Raw genomic sequence first — 20,457 nt, forward strand, 5'->3', positions numbered from 1 at the left:
GGTCCTAATACGTTAAAAATGGTTCTTATTCCTAATTCTTTTCTTGGTACAGCAGCATGTTTAGTAGCTTTATGAAAATCTTGAGCAAAAAGAAAGGCTATATTTATCTCTTTCAAACATCTTTCAATTGAAGAAGGGGGTAATGATATATTGACTCCGAGAGATTCTAAAACATCAGCGCTCCCACTTTTACTTGATACAGATCTGTTACCGTGTTTTGCAACAGCCACCCCAGCTGCTGCCAAGATAAAGGCTACAGCGGTAGAAATGTTGAAGGTTCCCTTAGCATCTCCACCTGTTCCACAGATATCCATAAGTTCGCCGCTTTCAATACTTATTGGTGTTGCTTTTTCTTTCATAACTTTTGCACTTGCTGTGATTTCTTCCACCGTTTCTCCTTTCATATGCAGAGCAACTAAAAAACCAGAAAGTTGACTATGAGTTACTTTACCTTCCATAATCATCTCCATCGCCTGTTCCATCTCGCCCAAGCTCAAATTTTCACCTTTTACAACTTTTTGAAGATAGTAATTAAACATAACTGACACCTCTTTCAACTTTAATATTTACAAAATTCTCTATCAATTTCGGTCCCACTGTTGTTAATATAGATTCTGGATGGAATTGTACGCCATATATTTGGTAACTAATGTGCCTTAAGGCCATGATCTCTCCGTTTTGTGTAGATGCCGTTATTTTTAATTCTTTCGGGAACATCTCGTTTGACACGATAAGTGAATGGTATCTGGTAGCTTCAAAGGGGCTATCTATACCTTGAAATATATCCTTCTTTTCTTTGATATATATCTTTGAAGTCTTTCCATGGAATATCTCTTTTGCTCTGACAACCTTTCCATTGAAAGCCTCCGCAATACACTGATGGCCTAAACAGATTCCAAGAATTGGCATTACCCCCTTGAAGTGTTTAATAATTTCAATGGAAATTCCTGCATCCTTGGGAACACCTGGTCCCGGAGAAATTATTATGTGAGAAGGCTTGAGCATTTCAATATCTTTTACAGTTACTTTGTCGTTTCTATAGACCAAAACATCATCGAACTCACATGCTGTTTGATAGATGTTGTAGGTGAATGAGTCGTAATTGTCTATCAAAAGAATCATCTCAACAATCCCCCTTTTCTAAAGATTTGAACATCGCCATTGCTTTGTTGACTGTTTCATAATACTCATTTTCACCGATGGAATAAGATACTATCCCAGCACCAGCTTGTATCCTTACTTCATTTTCTTTGCATACCATCGTCCTGATTGCGATACTTGTATCTAAATTTCCTTTTGTATCAATGTAACCAACTACACCGGCATAGATTTCTCTTGGTTCGTCTTCTAATTCATCAATTATTTCAATTGCCCTAATCTTTGGTGCTCCTGATACAGTCCCCGCTGGGAACAAAGATTTCAATACATCAAGTGAGTTTAAATAATCCTTTTTTAAACCTTCAACTTGCGAATAGATGTGCATCACATGTGAGTATTTTTCAATACCAAAAAATTTTGTAACCTTAACACTTCCTTCTTTACATACCCTGCCTAAATCGTTCCTCGCAAGATCAACCAGCATTATGTGTTCTGCCCTTTCTTTCTCATCACTTAAGAGTTCTTTTTCTATAGCTTCATCTGCTTGGGGAGTTTCCCCCCTCTTTCTTGTACCGGCAAGAGGCCTGGTGATTACTCTTTGCCCTTCAACTTTTACGAGCATTTCTGGAGAAGAGCCAATAATGGTTGCCTCTGAAAAATTTAGATAAAACATGTAAGGTGAAGGGTTTATTCTTCTAAGATTTTCGTATATTTCAAAAGGATGTTGCGTTATTTTGCAAGAAAACCTTTGAGATAAGACGATTTGAAAAGCCTCACCAGCGTTTATATAATTTTTTGTTTTTTCTACTTTTTCAATAAATTCTTCTTTACTTGTGTGGTGTTTGATCTTCAATTTGACTTGATTATTGTTTCTTTCTTCTTCCTTTTGAGTAGAAATTTTTTCTAAATCTTTTAATATCTGATTATTTTCATGTTTAGCCAAAGAAATTCGACTTTCTACATCTTCTTCTGACCTGTTATCGACAACATTAACCAAATATCCCACCTCTTCACTTTGATCTAATATCAACGAGATTCTTGGAAACACTAATATAGATAGTGGTAAATCTCCATGTTTGAGATCTTTATCCATTTCATTATGGTATATATCTTCCCAAATAGAAATAATCTCATAACCGAAGTATCCGACAAAACTTGCAAATAAATCTGGGATATTTGGAATACTTTCATACTGAATACTTTCTAACTGTTCCTTTAAGAAAGATATGTAATCTGTATTTTCATAAAGAAGATTTTTGTCTTTTTCAATAAAATTAAGTCTCGTTTTCTTCTTGGTTAGATAATTTAATTTCACGACTTTCAATGGAGTTAATCCTATTAAGGAATACTTTTTTTCGTTGATCGAAAGATTTTCTAGTATAAACGAATATGGATTATTTAAAGCAATTTTTTTATAAATTACCATCGAATCAGGATTTTCAACGTTTATTTTTTCTATAATTGGTAAAATTGATTGATTTATTACAGACTTTTTTGTATACATATTCCCCTCCTTCTCAACCTTAATTTTTACTTAGTTTGTGCCTTTAAAAAAATAAAAGGAGGTCCTTTATCCCTTTTTTAATAGGAAAAAGACCTCCTAAATTAAAAAAGGGCATCCCTTCAGGGATGCCCTTTGATTACTTTCTAGGCAGATTCATAGAGGCACCCCTATCCGAGATGCCACCACCAATTAATTATATTTATTGTATTGTTTTTTAACTTGAGTGTTTTTAAAAAAAGATTTTCTTGATCTAACATGCTATTACCCCATTAATATCAATTTAATCTCAGTATAACATACTTTTTTAACCTTGTCAAGTGAGGTGTGTGATCTTTTCTTCTAATCTTTTATCAAAGTGTTCTCCAAATCTTTGGTTTAGAATTTCTATGATTAATTCTCTTTCACTTTCAAGTTTCCCTTTTCTTTCATCTTCTAATTTAGCTTTTTCTCTGCCTCTTTTTGTTATCTTTTCTAATGTGTCAAACATACTTGGTACCTTCATTTCTTCTAACTTCTTGTACCATTCCTCTACCCCTCTAAAGTCAAGTAAAAGGGCTTCGTTCTGGAGTCCCTCATTATTTTTAAAATTTCCCCATTTTTTTCAATTTTTCTGATATTTTTCTTACGTCTTGTGAGTGTTCTTCTTTTGTGATTAAGATACCGTTTTCTCCTTCAATGACTATAATATTTGATAATCCAACTATTCCTACAAATTTATCGGATTTAACGAACACATTTCTCCCATTTATGACTTCAACGTTTTCGTTGTTGTCTGAGTATCCTTGCAGTTCCCTTACTGATACCCAGTTTCCTACATCAGACCATACGAAATCTGCTTTAACTACATAGACTTTATCAGATCGCTCTAATAGGGCGTAATCAATGCTTATTTTTTCGACAGTGGGCATGATTTTTCTTAAGTTCTCTGTGTCCCATGGAGAGATGTTTATGAGTTTGTTATAAATATCAGAAGAATGTTTTTTCATTTGTTCTAAAAATATGCTTTTTTCCCATACAAAGATCCCGCTGTTCCAATAGAAGTTGCCTTTTGATAGAAAGGTTCTAGCTTTTTCAGGGTCTGGTTTTTCTTTGAATGAATTGACTTTGTAAGTTGAGTTGTTTATTGGTTTTCCTGCTTCTATATACCCGTAACCAGTTTCTGGTCTGGTTGGAGTAATACCTAAGGTAAATAGTCCATCGAGTTCTTGTGCGCCTTGTATTGCCTTTGATAGAGTGTCCCAAAATTTTGATTTGTCAGGTATGTAATGGTCGGCAGGGAGTATTGTTACAATCTCATCATCTTGGGCTGTTAGAGTTCCTATCATACAAGCTGGTGCGGTGTTTCTTGGAATTGGTTCTAAGATGATGTTTTCTTTAGGTATTTCTGGAATTTCTTTCATCGTTAGTTGTTGATATTTTTCTGATGTGATGATAAAGATGTCTTTGGGCTCCATTTTGTAGCACATTCTTTCATAGGTTTCTCTTATGAGGGTTTTGTCTGAGAAAAGTTTTAGGAATTGTTTTGGTGTTTTTGAGTTTGATAGAGGCCAGAATCTTTCTCCTGAGCCTCCTGCAAGGATTATTGCTTTCATAATTAACCTCCCCTTGTAGCTTTTAGCGCCCCCTTCGCCCCGCAGCCCACCCTTTTTAGGAAGGGACCTGCGGTCCCTTAAACCCAAATATTAAGGGGTAACCCCCTTAAGATCCCCAAGTTCAAAATCAAAGTTTATTATGAAAAAGCTTTTTGCACAAAGCTGTAAAAGGGCTTCGCCCTGTAACCCTTTTAAAAGTAGAGTGTTTTTTGTGAGCTGCGCTTAGTCGTTATTTGCGCCCCTTCGCCCCGCAGCCCGCCCATGAGGAAGAGGGACCTACGGTCCCTTAGACCCTGTTTTTCACCCGTGAGGAAAAGGATCTTTGTTAGCACCCTACCCCCGCTCCGCACCCGTTTAAGGAAGGAGGATAGGAATTCGCACCATTCCGTCCATAAGGAAGGGACCTTTATTTTATTAGGAATTTGAAATATAGTCCACCTAGAGGTGGTAGTGTGAGTATTATGGATTGTTCTCTTCCGTGCATGGGTATGTCTTGGGAGTATACTTCTTTTGGGTTGTCTACTCCGCTTCCGTAGTATTGTGCCCAGTCGGTATTGAGTATTTCTTGGTATACTCCTTTTTTTGGTACGCCTATCCTATAGTTATCCCTTGGCACTGGTGTGAAATTGAAGACACAAACGATGATTTCATCTTCATTTTCTGATTTTCTTATAAAGGATATTACACTGTTGTCTGCATCGTTGAAATCTATCCATTCGAAACCTTCGTAACGGTGATCAATTTCAAATAATGCGGGATGATTTTTGTACAGCATATTTAAATCCTTTAAAAATAGTTGCGTTTTTTTATGAGGTTCGTATTGTAATAGGTGCCAGTCTAAACTATGGGAACAGTTCCATTCTTTTCTTTGGGCTATTTCACTTCCCATAAAGAGTAAATTTTTTCCGGGATGGGCAAACATGTAGGAGTAAAAGAGCCTTAAATTAGCAAACTTTTGCCAATCATCACCTGGCATTTTTTCCAAAAGGGACCTTTTGCCATGTACGACTTCATCGTGAGAAATAGATAAGATAAAATTTTCAGAAAAAGCGTATACTAGGGAGAAGGTAAGGTCATTTTGGTGGTATCTTCTAAATATCGGGTCTTTGCTAAAGTATCTGAGTGTGTCATTCATCCAGCCCATGTTCCATTTGAATGCAAAGCCCAAACCTCCCTCATGAACCGGCGTAGTTACCCCGGGAAATGCCGTAGATTCTTCTGCAATGGTTACAATTCCTGGGAAGTATTGATAGGTAATGGTGTTAAGATGCTTGATAAAATCAATAGCTTCAAGATTTTCTCTTCCGCCGTATTTGTTGGGAATCCATTCTCCATCTTGTCTGCTGTAGTCTAAGTATAACATTGAAGCTACGGCGTCTACCCTTAATCCATCGATGTGGTATTTATCCAACCAAAATAAAGCGTTTGCCAATAGGAAGTTTTTAACTTCAGTTCTTCCGTAATTGAATATGTAAGTTCCCCAGTCTTTATGTTCTCCTAATCTGCTGTCAAGGTGTTCATAAAGAGCCGTGCCATCGAATCTTCCCAAAGCATGCGCGTCCTTTGGAAAGTGTCCAGGCACCCAGTCAACGATGACACCTATACCTTCTTGGTGCATTTTATCGACAAAGTACATGAAATCTTCCGGCTTTCCAAACCTACTTGTTGGAGCATAGTAACCTGTTACCTGGTATCCCCAAGAGATGTCCAAGGGGTGTTCGCTTACAGGTAATAGTTCTATGTGGGTAAAATGGTTTTCTTTAAGGTATGCTGAAAGCTTTTCTGCTAGTTCCCTATAATTTAGAAATTGATTTCCTTCTTTTTTCGCCCAGGAGCCTAAATGGACTTCATAGATTGACATTGGCTCTTTTATCCAATTTTTATTTTTTCTTTCTTCTATCCATTTGGAATCGTTCCATGTGTGTTTGTTTTGTATGTCGTATACAATGGCGGCTGTTTTGGGCCTTACTTCAAAATAAGTTCCGTAAGGGTCTGTTTTTAGTAAGAGGTCTCCATTTTGAGTTTTGATTTCAAATTTGTATAAGTCTCCTTCAACAACACCGGGAACGAAGAGTTCCCATATTCCTGATTGACCTAAGACCCTCATTTGATGAATTCTTCCATCCCAATTGTTGAAATTTCCAACCACGCTGACTCTTTTAGCGTTTGGTGCCCACGTTGAGAATAAAACCCCTTCGGTTCCGTTTATTTTCATTGGATGTGCACCTAGTTTTTCGTATATTTTGTAATGGTTTCCTTCGTTGAAGAGATATCTGTCGTATTCAGATATAACCGGCAAAAAAGAGTAGGGGTCTTTGTAGGTCCAGGTGTTGTCGTTGTAGTCTGTGCATTTTATTTCGTATTCAAATATTTGGGATCCTGGGATCTTTTTTTCGAAGAGTCCAGCTTCATGGATTTTATCGAGTTTGATTGTGGTTTTTTTAGAAATCAGATATGCTTCTTTTGCAAAGGGTTGTAGAACCCTTATGACTAAGTTTTCTTTGTCGAGTTCTCTTAAGCCTAGATAGATAAAGGGGTCATGACACTCGGCATTAACAAGCATATTTATTTCTTTTTCCGTTAGTATTGGCATGTGTTGCCACCTCCTTTTTGTTAGCGCCCCTTCGCCCCACAGCCCACCCTTTTTAGGAAGGGACCTGCGGTCCCTTAAACTCTGCTGGGATGAGGGCTTCGCCCTGGGACCTTTTTAAAAGTGGAGCGTTTTTTGTGAGTTGATTGATTATAAGTTTTTTTGTAAGCTGCGCTTAGTCATTATTTTCGCCCCTTCGCCCCACAGCCCACCCATCTAAGGAAGGGAAAAGCGATTTGCCCCGTGATCCATAATTTTTGAAAGTTTTATTTAATTTATGGTAAAGTATGTACCGTTTTCTTGGGAGAGTTTCCCGTCTATTTCTAGTTGCATTATAGTGGATAATATTGTTGAGACGTCTTCTTTTAAGGTTTCACATAGTGAGTCTAAGTTATTCTTGCCTTCGTTTATTAGTTTTAGTATTTTTTCTTTTACCTCCATTTCTTCAGGATTTTCAGAGGAACTTTCCTGTTCTAAGTTAGTTATTCCAAATAACTCTTTAAGGTGTTGTAAAGAGATTATGGGGGTGGCGCCAGAGTAGATTAGATAATTAGTCCCGTATGAATTTAACCTTGTTATATCCCCTGGTACGGCTAATACTTCTCTTCCGTAATCGAGTGCGTATCTTGCGGTTATCAATGATCCACTTTTTTTAGCGGCTTCAATGACTATGGTTTTTTCAGATAGAGCTGCAATTATACGGTTTCTGTAGGGGAATGTGTACTTTGTTGCCCTGGTACCTGGAAAATATTCTGATATTATTAGTCCTTCTTCTTTTATTTTGTTGTAGAGTGATTCGTTTGATTTTGGGTATATTATGTCTACCCCGTTACCGAGAACGGCGATCGTTTTTTTGGCGTTCCTTTGGGCTATCGAATCTATTCCATATGCCATTCCACTTACGACGGTGTATCTGCTCAAGGTTTTGGCAATTTCAATACATATAGATTTTCCATAATCTGTGGCTTTTCTTGTTCCAACAATCGAGACCGTTTTATTTTTTAAAAGTGTTGGATCACCGAAATAGTAAAGAATTACTGGAGGGTCATTGATGTTTTTTAATAGATCTGGATATTCTTCGTCCCAATAAGTGATTATGCCTAAATCTTTTATTTTGTCTAAGCTTTGAACGATTTTTCTTTTGTTTTCTTCGAATTCTTCTTTGAATAATGTGGGTGATGTGTCTGTTTCTGTGTATTCTAAGAGTTCTTTGTTGGATTTTTTATATACTTCTTTGAGGGTTATGATGTCTAGTATGTTCAATAGTTGTGAAAGCCTCCTTCTTTGATGAGACTTGGTATATTTAGCGCCCTTTCCCCGCTTCCCACCCATCTAAGGAAGGACCTTCGGTCCTTTATATCCAACTTCTCCAATATTAAGGGAGGGACCTGCGGTCTCTTAAATTCTGATGGGATGAGGGCTTTGCCCTTGCGCCCCTTTCTTACTTTCGGGAGATGATTTTTATTGTAAGCTGCGCTTAGTCTTTATTTGCGCCCCTTCGCCCCGCAGCCCACCCCACAGTTAGCCCTTAGCCCTGCTCCCTACCCCATTCGGAGAAGAAGATTGGAGGGTGAATGAGCAGATTCCTACCTCCGTTTTTTCTGAATGTCAAAGAGATTAGTTGGGCGTCTTTTTCTTTGTTTCCGTAGGCGATATATATGTGTTGAGGTTCCAAATTATTCTTTTCTAATACTATTAATACGTCTGAAAGAACGTAAGGATGAATTATAAAACAGCCCAAACCTTTGTTTTTTAAAAGATATTTTGAAGCATATAAGAAGTCTTCTAATACCTTTAAATCTTCAGCTGATCTGGCGATTTTTCTATCGCTGATTTGACTTTTTAATCCATCAAAGTAGTGTGGAGGATTTGAAATTACATAGTCTACAGATTCAGTGTCAAAATGGTTTTTGACGTTGTTTACTTCTATATTGAGGAATTCTACGTTGTTTATTTCGTTTATTTCTTTGTTTTGCAAAGAGAATTCATATAGATCTTTTTGTATTTCTATGCCTATGATTTTGCTATTTTTCAACATTTTCCCAATTACGAGACTGACGTGCCCTATGCCACTTCCGAGTTCGACAATGGTCGATTTGTCTTTAGCTGGATGAGTGGATAATAATAGTACACTTGCGTGTGTTGGGAGATGATGTTTGTTTGGGGTTTTTAGTTTTAGTGATCTGTAAATTTGGTCTATTTGATGGATTTTGGTGGTTGTGTCCATTGTTAGCGCCCCTTTGCCCCGCAGCCCACCCTTTTTAGGAAGGACCTGCGGTCCCTTAGATCCCGCTCCTCGCTTATCTAAAGAAGGGAATTTGTGGTCCCTTTGCCCAACTGGTTCGAGAAGGGCTTCGCCCTGTGACCCTTTAGAATCAAATTCTTATTTTTGAGAAATGATTTTTTGTGAGCTGCGCTTAGTCGTTATTTGCGCCCCTTTGCCCCGCAGCCCACCCATAAGGAAAAGAGTTTTTACCCTTTCATCCCACAGCCAACCCTTTTATTCCTTTTGAAGGAATATTGAATATTCTCCCACATTTAGTCTTTCTATTTTAGAATCAATGCTGTTCATGAATGAGAATGTTTCAATGTTCATTAATTTTATAGTAGAAGTTTCCATTATTGTTCTGCTGTTTATAGAAGAGTTAAAAAGATCTATTGTTGAGTTTTTGAATAAAGATTCCGCTACGTTATTCAACAATATTTCTTTTAAGTAGGTATTATCGATATAAACACCTGATGAGTTCGTTATTTTAACATAGTCGGATATTGATGAGTCGTAAAGACAAATTCTTCCTATACTTTGTATGTCAATTGAACTGTAATTATCAAGGTTTGAGTTTTTAAGAAATAATAATTTTCCTTTGCCTGTAAATTTGATGTTTTCAAAGTCTGTGTCATAAGAGATTATGGTTCCACCGTTGAGTGCTATTTCCCCTTCTCCAAATATATGAGTTTTATCAAATCCTGGCATTAAAAACATTAGTCCTTCAACAACCGCGGTGGCACCGTTATATAATCTGATTTGGTTTCCAGATTCAACCAAAAATGTTTTTCCTTCTGGGATGAGTATATCAGTATCTATAACAAAAGGCGTGTTAATTTGTGGCAAGAAAAGGTTTTTATCTATTTTGCTTATCGTACCAGAGGCATATGGAACAAGAGCCTCTGAGAGAGTGATTACCGGATCCGAAGGGAAACCGTATGTTCCATTGTTGGTAACTTTTCTTACAAAAATAATATCATAATTTGGGTTTTCAAGGAATGTATTTTTTAATTCAAAAACTTTTTTCCACCCAAATATTTCATCATATCTTTCAACAACGTAATTTTGATAGTTGGGATCAAATCGCCAAGATATGTAATCCAAATCTTCAGAGATTAGCCGTGCCGTAATTTCAGGTGGGGTAGGGATTTGATTGTCAACGTTTAAATTTACAAATTTTTCGGTTTTATTTTTGTTTGAATCAAAAACAATCATAGTTGCAATGGTTGTTGGCTTTAGTAACAAGTCTGATGGGTATTTAATCTCATTTCCATCGTCTATGAGAACCAAAAAGTTATCATCCCAGTCGTCAGAAATCTTCATGTCGATTTCTGAAAAAAGATTAACCCTTATAATATCTGAATCTATAACCGGAGGTTTGTCAATATCCGTATTTATTTCGATCTTGTGATTGTAAGTGTTTTCGACATCATCTTTGAACTGTAGAATGTAATTTTTAATTCCGGAATTTTTGGTCATTTTTATTGAGAAACTGTCTTGTAACAAAGTCGAAGAGGCTAATTCTGTTTCGTTGTAGTATAAGGAGACTATAGAAAAGTCTTCTTCATCTACTTTGTATTCTAAATTTAAATTGCCTGCTGAGAGTTCTTGGTTGAAATATGATGGTTTTGGTGGAGTGGAATCAAAAGTTATGTTTGTGGCATATTCAGTGATAATTCTATTTTTGTCATCTAAAAATTTGATATTGATTGTGTGGAGGCCATCGCTGATGTTGGATAGCGTCCCTTCGCCCCGCAGCCCGCCCGTGAGGAAAAGGCTCTTTGTTAGCGCCCCTTCGCCCCGCTCCCCACGCATATGGAAGGAAGAAGAGGAAGTCTCCTCCCCATCGATAATTATTTCCACGTTTTCATAGTAAAAGTTTGTTTTTATGGTTAACGAGATATTTGGCGAAATTTTGGTTGGAATTTCGATTTCAAAATTAACATTAGAATTAATATCATATTGACAGCCAGAGAGTAATATTATTAACATCGAGAATAATACTATCTTAGAAACTAGCTTAAACACTATTCCACCTCATAGAAAAGTTCAAGTAAAGGTGAATCGTTGGGTATTACTAATACGCTGTTGTTGAAAGAATCTTTGTAAATATCTGTTATCTTTTGGAGTTCGTAGAAATCTTGATCCAAGGAATAAGCTTCTGAGTAAATGTTTATTGCGCTTGCCTCACCTGTTCCTCTTATAATATCAGCTTCTCTTTGGGCATCTGACCTGATTCTACTTGCTTGTCTGTCTGCTTCAGCTTGCATTCTTTGGGCTTCTCTTTCTCCTTCGGCCCTTAATTGAGCAGCCATGGCATACCTTTCACTTTTCATTCTTTCGTATACGGCCTCAGTGTTCTCTTGAGGTAGATCGGTTCTTTTGAGCCTTACGTCCACTACATTTATTCCAAAATCTTCAAGTGATGCCTCACTACGATTTTTTATCTCTTCCAAGATTGCAAGCCTTTCGATTGAAAGAACCTCAGGGAATGTGTAATTTCCAATAACATCTCTTGCATGTGAATAAACGATGTCGTCGATTCTTGTCTTCGCAACTTCTACGGTCCTCAGTGTTTCAATAAACTTTTGAGGATCTTCTATCCTCCAAATTGCATATGTATCGGCTAAAATAGTTCTTCTGTCGGAAGTTATTACTCTTTCTACGGGTATGTCATAGATCATGATCCTTTTCTCGAGTTTAACTACGTTGTCTATAAAAGGAGTTTTTACATAAATTCCTGGTTCCGTTCTTATGTTTAAAATATTTCCAAATCTAAGTACTATTGCCTGTTGAGTTTGATCAACGATGTAGAAAGACGTAAAACCAAAGAGAATTACAAAAAAAACTACGATTATAACCACTGCCCATAGCGTCATATTTTTCATTGTGCATCACCACCGATAATTTCACTTAAATCCAAAAAGTTCAAGGTGTTTCCTTCTTCAGATACTACTTGTATCTTTGCATTTTTAATCATTTGTTGTACAGAGTCTAATATTAATCTTTTTCTTGTAATATCTTGGGAGTTTTGGTATTCTTCCAATAATGCTTTGAACCTTTCCGCTTCTCCTGTTGCCTTTGCAACTTGTTCATATGCATAAGCCTGGGCGTCGTTTAAGATTCTTTGAGCTTCTCCTTCAGCTTTTGGAATAATGTCATTGGCGTACCTTTGTGCTTCGTTTATAGATGTTTGTTGGTCTTGACGTGCGTTGTTCACATCATCGAAAGCAGGAACCACTGGTTCTGGTGGGGTTACTGCTTGTAGATAAACGTTTTGTATTAGAATGCCAGAGTTGTAACTGTCTAGTATGGACTGAACTCTTTCAGCGGTTTCCATGGCTATTTGATCTCTCTCTGTAGTCAAGACGTTTTCTAACTCTGACAGAGCAACACGTTCTCTAAGTACACTTTCAGAGGTGGATTTAACTAGGTCGTACCCCTGAATTACATTAAAGGCATACGCCACAGGATCGTTTACCCTATACTGAACAACCGCTTCAATACTAATTATATTTTGATCCCCTGTAATCATCTCTGCTTCATCCGTTACTGATCTGTATGTGGGGGTTCTTCCCGTGCTGGTGGTTCTAAAACCTAGTTCAACCTTATTTATTGTTCTTACATCCACTATAACATGTGATTGAAAAGGGTAGGGTAGATGAACGTGTATGCCTGGTCCTGCGGTAGATTTGTATTCACCGAACGTTTTAACTAATGCTACTTCAGAAGGTCCTACCTGATAAACACCTGTTAAAAGGTAGATGCCAATCGCTATGATAACAGCAATAATGATTATATTGCGCCATCTATGACCTTCATGATTGTTACCTTCATCGTTAAATTCTTCGTTGGGATTGAAGATTTCATATTCAGCCAAAATTACTCACCTCTCTTAAAAGTTTGAAATACCTGGTATTAGCGCCCCTTCGCCCCGCAGCCCGCCCTTCTAAGGTAGGAATCTGTGGGACTCAACCTAGCTGAGGAAAGGCTTTGCCATAGAGCCTACCCACAGTTTCTAAAATTTGGGGAAGGTTCAAAAGGCTTAAAATTAATTATAACATAAAAGTCCCATATGTTAGCAGATTTTTTAATCTAATCTATTTTATATTGAAAAATACATTAAAAGAAATATGGTGTTATAATAAATATAACAGAGGGCACAGTATCAAGTTCTTTTTCCTTCTTTATGGGTAGGCAGGAGGAATCTAAGCGACCAAAGATCCTCTTTCTGATGAGGAAGAAACATGTTATAGGGTGGGACCTGGCGGGCTGCAGGGTGAAAGGGGGAAAAATCCCTTCCTTAGAGGGTGGGGAGCGACAATAAATTCTCAAAAATAAGTTTTTGAGAGAGTCACAGGGCGAAGCCCTTTTGCAGCCTTGTGCAAAAAATTTTTTTAAAACGAACTTTGATTTTGGGGATCTTAAGGGGCAAAGCCCCTTAAAGCTCATGGGCGGGCTGCGGGGTGAAAGGGCGCTAAATCATTATCACTTTTGGAGGTAAAATATGGTTGATAAAAACAAATATCGAATCCTCGTTACTGGCGGTGCGGGTTTCATAGGTTCAAACTTAGTTGACAGATTGATAAAAGAAGGCCATTCCGTAATTGTTATCGATAATCTTTCCACAGGAAATGTAGAATTCTTGTCACCTTTGCCTCTTTTTTACCAACAAGATATTAGAGATTATAATGTTTTGGAGAAAATATTTGAAACACACAAGTTTGATTATGTTTTTCATTTAGCGGCACAGATCTCTGTTCCCGATTCTGTTAAAGACCCAAACTGGGACGCGGAAATTAATGTGATGGGTACTTTGAATTTATTGAAATTATCCGTTAAGTATGGGATTAAAAAGTTCGTATTTTCTTCTACAGGAGGAGCTATTTACGGTGATAACGCTCCTATTCCCACTTCAGAAGATTACTGCCCACATCCTATTAGCCCTTATGCTATTTCAAAACTTGCTTGCGAAAAATACATAGAGTTTTTTTCACTCCAATATGATCTGAATTACACTACATTGAGATATGCGAACGTATATGGCCCAAAACAAACTCCTAAAGGAGAAGCAGGGGTAGTGGCAATCTTTACTCAAAATATGGTTGAGAAAAAAGAGATAGTTATTTACGGTGATGGAGAACAGGTACGAGATTTTGTACATGTTTTTGATGTCGTTGAAGCCAACTTTTTATCAATAAATAAAGCGGATAAAGAGACGATAAATATCTCAACCAACAAAAAGACAACTGTAAATGATCTTTTTGAAGTGATGAAAAGGAAAACAAGCTATGAAAATAATCCGGTTTATAAGCCAGAAAGAGATGGGGATGTGAAGATAAGCTTACTTTCGAATGCTAAGGCAAAGAGTATTTTAGGATGGGAGCCTAAATACGATTTAGAAAAAGGGGTGGAAAACACTATTGAGTGGTACACAACCTCTTTATGAGATAATTAGACCAAAAAAGGTTGACGAGGTACTGGGTAACGAAAAGTTGAAAGAAATACTTAAAACCTGGATAAAGAATAAAAAGGTTAGATCTTTCATTATATATGGGGAACCTGGCAGCGGTAAGTCTACGATTGTAAGGGCTTTAATAAACGAAATAAAAGATTATTACGATGTTTTTTCTATTTCAGGGGCTATAGAAGGAAAGAAAAAAATTAAGGACATAATAGAGCAAAAAGATAATCTTTTTTCAAAACCCAAATTATTATTTGTCGACGAAATACATCGATTGAATAAAGCCGAACAAGATACCTTACTTTTAAGTGTTGAAACGGGAGACTTAACTCTCATAGGTGCGACAACAGAAAATCCAGCTATTAGTGTCAATCCTGCTTTGTTATCGAGGGTATTAGTTTTTAAAACTAAAGAACTAACTACTGACGATTATGAAAAATTATTCCAACAAATAGAAGATTATTACAAAGATTTAAAAATTTCAAAAGAGGCACGCAAAGCACTGATAGAATATGCTGGGAAAGATCTCCGAAGGATAATGAATTTAATAGAAACAGCAAATGAAGCTGGGATCAATTCAATTGACTTAGAATTTCTAAAAGATTTCACCGGGTATCGACTAACTTACGATAAAAACGCAAAATACAGCTTCATTTCGGCATATATAAAAAGTATGAGAGGTAGCGATGTGGATGCGGCCTTGTTGTACCTTGCTTATATGCTTGAAAGCGGTGAGGACCCGATGTATATAGCAAGAAGGATGGTTATTTTATCTGCCGAAGATGTTGGTTTGGCTGATCCTAATGCCTTAAACATAGCCGTATCAGCTATGATAGCTACTGAACATGTTGGTTACCCCGAATGTTATCTTCCATTATCTGAAGCTACAATTTATCTATGCTCATCACCAAAATCCAATTCAGCATACATTGCCTACGCTAAAGCCAAAGAGTTTATAAGCCAAAATAATTTCGAGGTTCCATCTAAATTGATAAATCCTTTGAACAAAAGAATGAAAAAACAAGGTTTTGGAGATGGGTACAAGTACCCTCACGATTATGGAGGTTTCGTTAGGGAAAGTTACATGCCAGAAGGTTTTGAAAATACCCAATTTTTCACGCCAAAGGAAATTGGAATTGAAAAGCGTATAAAAGAACGATTAAAAGATCTCTGGAAAGACAAGAAAAATTATTGAACAACGATTCATGAAATTTTTTTCATAAAGATTTGGAAAAGTTAGCATTATTGAAATTTTCTTCATTATTCGGGAATAATTGGCAATAAATCCTGTAGATTACTGTTAATTAGTTTTTTTCTACTTGACAAACTCTGTAAACTTTACTATAATTGTATCGAGAATATAGTTAAGTAGTAATAATATATTGTAATTCTAAGAGTTTGTTGTGAGTAGGTTTTTTCCTTATTGGTGGGAGCGGGGCCGAGGGGCGCTAACACAAGCTTTAGAACTTCTAAAGACAGCAAAATTTTGAGTTATGAGGTGAATATATTGAATGATATCATCTTAGACGTTAGAAATATGAGCACTCACTTTCCTGTAGCAGAAGGAACGATCAAAGCTGTTAATCAACTTTCCTTTACTTTGAGTAAAAATGAAACTTTAGGGATCGTTGGAGAAACGGGATCGGGCAAAAGTGTATCTATGAAATCGGTAATGGGGATGATAAAAAGCCCAGGCTATATTACCAAAGAAAGTCAGATATTATTTAAAACCAACGAATTCAGTAAAGACGGTAAGGAAGAGTTCGTTGATCTGGCAAAATTAAAACAGAAAGATTTTACAAGGATAAGAGGGAAGCATATAGGGATGGTTTTTCAGGACCCAATGTCTTCTTTGAACCCAATGTTTACAATAGCAGATCAGATGATCGAAACCATTGTTTTTCACCAAAATGTATCCATAGAAGAAGCCAGGGAAAGGGCTATAAAACTTTTAGATGATGTAGGGATTGCCAATCCAGCCGAAAGAATCGATGACTATCCTTTCCAACTTTCAGGTGGACAAAGGCAAAGGGTAGTAATAGCTATAGGCCTTTCTTGTAATCCAGAAATTTTAATCGCTGATGAACCTACAACCGCTTTGGATGTTACTATTCAAGCCCAAATTTTAGAGTTGATGAAAGATTTGCAACAAGAGTATAATATGGGAATGATATACATAACCCATGACCTCTCTGTAATAGCTGAAGTAGCCGACAAGGTTATCGTAATGTATGGTGGTACACAGATGGAAATGGCCGATATTTATACACTTTTTGAAAAACCTATGCACCCATATACCCATGCCCTGCTTTCCTGTATACCGAGGCACGATATAAAGGTAGATCTATTGAACCCGATAAAAGGGCAACCTCCTGTTATGCTGGATCCTCCACCATTGTGTCCTTTTTTACCAAGATGCCCCTATGCCACTGAAAAATGTAGGAAAGAATGGCCTGAGTTAAAAGAAGTTGAAGAAAATCATTACCTAAGATGTTTTAATCCTTTATCTGATTCTACTCCTCTTCATTATGACGATGTGATAGATAAAAAGGAGGCTCTTTGATGCTTTTAAAAGTCCGTAATCTAAAAAAATATTTCCCGATTAAACAGGGGTTTTTAATAGATAGAACGGTCGGGTACATTAAAGCAGTGGATGGGATCGATTTAAATTTAGATATAAATGAAACTTATGGTTTGGTTGGAGAGTCAGGTTGTGGAAAGACAACGATTGGTAAAACGATTTTGAGGTTGGAAGATCCTACTTCGGGTAAGATTTTTTTAAACGGAGAAGAAACTTCTCATTATTTTATGAGTAAAAGAGCTGGGGCAAAGTATTTGGAAAAAGAGTACATTGAATACGCTCATGAATTAGAAGAAGAGTTAGAGAGCAAAGAGAAGGTTCTTGAAAATCTTGAAGATGAAGAGAGAAAGTATATCCAATATTACTACGATAATGGAAAGGAAAAATTTTTTGATTATATGTTTAAAGATATAGATAGAAAAAGAGCGGATTTTAGAAGAAATGTTCAAATAGTATTTCAGGATCCTACATCTTCTTTGAATCCAAGAATGACGGTAGGACAAACGTTGATTGAACCGCTTTTGTTTCACAAGATGGCAAAAAATAAAATAGAAGCAAAAAATATTGCGCTTGATATGTTGAAAAAAGTTGGTTTGAAACCCTACCATGCTGACAGATACCCTCATCAATTTTCTGGGGGGCAAAGACAAAGGGTAGCTGTCGCACGTGCGATTATTTTAGATCCAAAGTTGATCATCCTGGATGAGCCTACTTCTGCATTAGATGTTTCAGTACAGGCACAGATAATCAATCTTTTAAAGTCTTTACAGAGTGAGTTCAACGTTGGATATCTATTTATTTCTCATGATTTAGGGGTTGTTAGGTTCATTTCAAACCATGTTGGTGTAATGTACCTTGGAAGATTAGTTGAGTATGGAGATGGCTCAGAAATATTTGATAGAACATTACATCCGTATTCCCAAGCTTTGCTAAATGCCGCCCCTCTTCCAGATCCAAGAAAACGAAGAGATAGAAAAAAGTTTTTGGTTAAAGGTCAAGTACCAAGTCCAGTTAACAGGCCGAAGGGATGTTTTTTCAACCCAAGATGTCCCTATGCTATGGATATATGCAAAAAAGATTACCCCGACTATTATAAAATAAACGAAAACCATTATGTTGCTTGTTTCTTATACAAAGAGAATAAAGATAGAGGTTTATCACAAGAAAAAGAGGGTAAGTTAGTAAAATAACTTAAAGGAGGGATTCACATGAGAAAGTTGTTAGTACTTTTAGTCGTTGCTTTAAGCGCTTTGACGATTTTTGCGCAAGAAGCTTACAACCCCGAATGGCTTATTGCCGATGTGGAAGGTGGTCAAAGAGGAGGAACCTTATACCTTGCAACAACTTCTGGCCCAAAAACTTTAAATACTTACTGGGCTCAGGAAACATCATCTTCTATCATCATCAATCAGGGTGACGTGTCGTTACTTGGTAGCGATTTTTATGGGCAACCTACACAACCGTCACTTGCAAAAGATTGGGGAGTAGAACGTACAGAAGATGGAGGTACACTTTACTGGTTTGAGATGAGAGAAGGGGTAAAATGGTCCGATGGTCATCCATTAACCGTTGACGATGTAGTGTTCACATGGGAAAAGATAATAGTCCCAGATTTAACGGCAGATGGTAACGATGTTTATATGGACGCTGAAGGTAATCTCCCAGAATTAACTGTCGAAGGTAATAGAATCATGTTCAAATATCCGACAGTATTCAGATTTGGGCTTGAAACAGTCGGTGGATTCCCAATAATGCCAAAACACGTTTTAGAGGACAAAGTAACCGATGCCGAAACCTTCCAATCCACCTGGACGGTAGAACAAGTTGATCAACTCGTAGTTGCTGGCCCCTTTAAAGTTACAGAGTACACCGAAGGAGTTAGGGTAGTTCTAGAAAGAAACCCATACTACTTTGAAAAGGCAAAAGACGGTGTCCAACTTCCTTACTTAGATAGAATTGTCTTCGAAATAGTGACAGACACCAATGTTGCAAGGTTGAGATTTGAGGCAGGAGAAGTAGATATGCATGGTCCTGCTGCTAAGGATTTCCCAGCCTTGAGAGCTCAAGCGGAGGAGAAGGGATGGAATGTAATAGTAGGACCAGCAACCGCCGGGTCAAACTTTGTGGCTTTCAATTTCAACGCAGCTGATCCTGTTCATAGAGAATGGTTCAGAAACGATAATTTCAGAAAAGCTGTAGCGTATGCCTTTGATAAACAAACTATTATAGAAACACTGTACAACGGTTTAGCCGTACCTTGCTATGGCCCAAGAACTAATTCTTCTGCTTTCTACAACCCTGAAATCGAGGAGTTGGGATTCAGATATTCTCTGGTTACAGCACAGAGATTACTAAGAGAAGCAGGTTTCAATTGGAATGATAAAGGTGAATTAGTCGATTGGGATGGAAACGTCGTCGAATTTGAATTGAACACCAACGGAGAAAATACGGTGAGAAACGAAATTGCTGTTATTTTAGTTGATTCCTTAGCAAAACTAGGGATCAAAGTTAATTACAGACCTATACAGTTCAATGCGATGGTTCAGAGAATGTACTCAGCTAACTGGGATGCAATTATCATTGGATTAGTCGGAGGAGACGATCCTGGATGGAGTACAAATGTTTGGTTATTAGATGGTGGATTACACTTCTGGAATTGGTCTCCCGAAGTTATGGAATGGGTTGATCCAAATGAATATTGGGTACACCCTGCTGAAAAAAGAATTGACGAGATTATGAGAGTTCAACGTTCAATTTTAGATAAAGATGAGCTCCAAAAACTTTGGGACGAATGGCAAATGTTGATTTCAGAGAATCAGATCTTAGTTTATACAATTTCGCAGAATTACTTGAACATGCATAAAAATACCTTACATTTGTATCCTGTAGAGAAGTATGGAACGATTAACCCTTACGGTTATTCCTACTCACCAGGTTTGTGGAAAATTGAGTACGCCTGGAAAGAACAGTAATTTTTAGGTTTGGTAAAAAAGGGCGGAAGGGAAACCTTCTGCCTTTTTAAAATCATAGTAAGGAGGCTTCAATTTTGCTTAAGTATATAGTTAGAAGACTTATTCTTGCTATACCTGTGTTGTTAGGAGTATCGGTTATCTCATTTTTTGTAATGCAATTGGCTCCCGGTGATTTTTTAGATACATATAGAATAAACCCCAATATTAGTCGCGAGAAGATTCAAGAATTAGAGACATTGTATGGGTTAGATAAAAATCCTGTAACTCAGTATTTTATATGGCTAGGAAACATTCTAAAAGGAGATTGGGGATACTCTTTCGTCTATAAAATAGGTGTTTGGGAGGTGATGATAAGAAGACTAGAAGCCACACTTTTATTGGGAGTGACAA

At 37.1% G+C, this 20,457-nt stretch carries 16 protein-coding genes and 1 pseudogene; 6 read left to right on the top strand and 11 right to left on the bottom strand.

Features of this window, described 5'->3' with window-relative positions:
* The 11 genes from trpD to hflK form a co-directional block, all read right to left on the bottom strand.
* Positions 1 to 539 (bottom strand): anthranilate phosphoribosyltransferase (gene trpD / locus AA81_RS08250; protein WP_103898763.1); only part of this gene is annotated, 539 nt, incomplete at its 3' end.
* Positions 532 to 1,122 (bottom strand): anthranilate synthase component II, encoded by a 591-nt coding sequence (locus AA81_RS08255; RefSeq protein WP_211292684.1) that lies wholly within the window; start codon positions 1,120 to 1,122, stop codon positions 532 to 534. The genes AA81_RS08255 and trpD, both read right to left, overlap by 8 nt.
* 1 nt (position 1,123) lies before the next feature.
* Positions 1,124 to 2,602 carry an anthranilate synthase component I family protein gene (locus AA81_RS08260; protein ID WP_103898765.1) on the bottom strand — a complete coding sequence of 493 codons (1,479 nt, stop codon included), beginning with the start codon at positions 2,600 to 2,602 and terminating at the stop codon, positions 1,124 to 1,126.
* A 313-nt stretch (positions 2,603 to 2,915) separates the two neighbouring features.
* Positions 2,916 to 3,089 carry a hypothetical protein gene (locus AA81_RS14235; RefSeq protein WP_169926341.1) on the bottom strand — a complete coding sequence of 58 codons (174 nt, stop codon included), beginning with the start codon at positions 3,087 to 3,089 and terminating at the stop codon, positions 2,916 to 2,918.
* A 94-nt stretch (positions 3,090 to 3,183) separates the two neighbouring features.
* Complete coding sequence (locus tag AA81_RS08265) at positions 3,184 to 4,194, bottom strand: mannose-1-phosphate guanylyltransferase (RefSeq protein WP_103079199.1); 1,011 nt, start codon at positions 4,192 to 4,194, stop codon at positions 3,184 to 3,186.
* A gap of 406 nt (positions 4,195 to 4,600) precedes the next feature.
* Positions 4,601 to 6,787: a 1,4-alpha-glucan branching protein GlgB gene (gene glgB, locus AA81_RS08270; protein WP_103898766.1), complete on the bottom strand. Its 2,187-nt coding sequence runs from the start codon at positions 6,785 to 6,787 to the stop codon at positions 4,601 to 4,603.
* Positions 6,788 to 7,054: 267 nt separating this feature from the next.
* Positions 7,055 to 8,047 (bottom strand): DNA-processing protein DprA, encoded by a 993-nt coding sequence (dprA, locus tag AA81_RS08275; RefSeq protein WP_169926342.1) that lies wholly within the window; start codon positions 8,045 to 8,047, stop codon positions 7,055 to 7,057.
* A 265-nt stretch (positions 8,048 to 8,312) separates the two neighbouring features.
* The gene (locus AA81_RS08280; RefSeq protein WP_103079202.1) at positions 8,313 to 9,011 is read right to left on the bottom strand and encodes a tRNA1(Val) (adenine(37)-N6)-methyltransferase; all 699 of its coding nucleotides are present in this window, start codon (positions 9,009 to 9,011) and stop codon (positions 8,313 to 8,315) included.
* A gap of 273 nt (positions 9,012 to 9,284) precedes the next feature.
* The gene (locus tag AA81_RS08285; RefSeq protein ID WP_103898768.1) at positions 9,285 to 11,078 is read right to left on the bottom strand and encodes a hypothetical protein; all 1,794 of its coding nucleotides are present in this window, start codon (positions 11,076 to 11,078) and stop codon (positions 9,285 to 9,287) included.
* The gene (gene hflC / locus AA81_RS08290) at positions 11,078 to 11,938 is read right to left on the bottom strand and encodes a protease modulator HflC (RefSeq protein ID WP_103079259.1); all 861 of its coding nucleotides are present in this window, start codon (positions 11,936 to 11,938) and stop codon (positions 11,078 to 11,080) included. Before hflC ends, AA81_RS08285 begins: the two co-directional genes overlap by 1 nt.
* Complete coding sequence (gene hflK, locus AA81_RS08295) at positions 11,935 to 12,930, bottom strand: FtsH protease activity modulator HflK (RefSeq protein WP_103079258.1); 996 nt, start codon at positions 12,928 to 12,930, stop codon at positions 11,935 to 11,937. Before hflK ends, hflC begins: the two co-directional genes overlap by 4 nt.
* Positions 12,931 to 13,557: 627 nt before the next feature.
* Between hflK and AA81_RS08300 the strand changes: the two genes are divergently transcribed.
* The 6 genes and pseudogenes from AA81_RS08300 to AA81_RS08325 all read left to right on the top strand — a co-directional run.
* Positions 13,558 to 14,499 carry an NAD-dependent epimerase/dehydratase family protein gene (locus AA81_RS08300; protein ID WP_103898769.1) on the top strand — a complete coding sequence of 314 codons (942 nt, stop codon included), beginning with the start codon at positions 13,558 to 13,560 and terminating at the stop codon, positions 14,497 to 14,499.
* Positions 14,474 to 15,709: a replication-associated recombination protein A gene (locus AA81_RS08305; protein WP_103078579.1), complete on the top strand. Its 1,236-nt coding sequence runs from the start codon at positions 14,474 to 14,476 to the stop codon at positions 15,707 to 15,709. The genes AA81_RS08300 and AA81_RS08305 overlap by 26 nt, the downstream gene beginning before the upstream one ends.
* A gap of 342 nt (positions 15,710 to 16,051) precedes the next feature.
* Positions 16,052 to 17,077, top strand: a complete 1,026-nt coding sequence (locus tag AA81_RS08310; RefSeq protein WP_169926298.1) for an ABC transporter ATP-binding protein — start codon at positions 16,052 to 16,054, stop codon at positions 17,075 to 17,077.
* Entirely contained in the window at positions 17,077 to 18,285 is a 1,209-nt protein-coding gene (locus tag AA81_RS08315; protein ID WP_103078581.1) for an ABC transporter ATP-binding protein, read from the top strand. Before AA81_RS08310 ends, AA81_RS08315 begins: the two co-directional genes overlap by 1 nt.
* A gap of 18 nt (positions 18,286 to 18,303) precedes the next feature.
* Entirely contained in the window at positions 18,304 to 20,067 is a 1,764-nt protein-coding gene (locus tag AA81_RS08320; protein ID WP_103078582.1) for an ABC transporter substrate-binding protein, read from the top strand.
* A gap of 74 nt (positions 20,068 to 20,141) precedes the next feature.
* Positions 20,142 to 20,457: pseudogene (locus tag AA81_RS08325) on the top strand (ABC transporter permease); the annotation flags it as partial.

This window comes from Petrotoga halophila DSM 16923 (assembly GCF_002924615.1).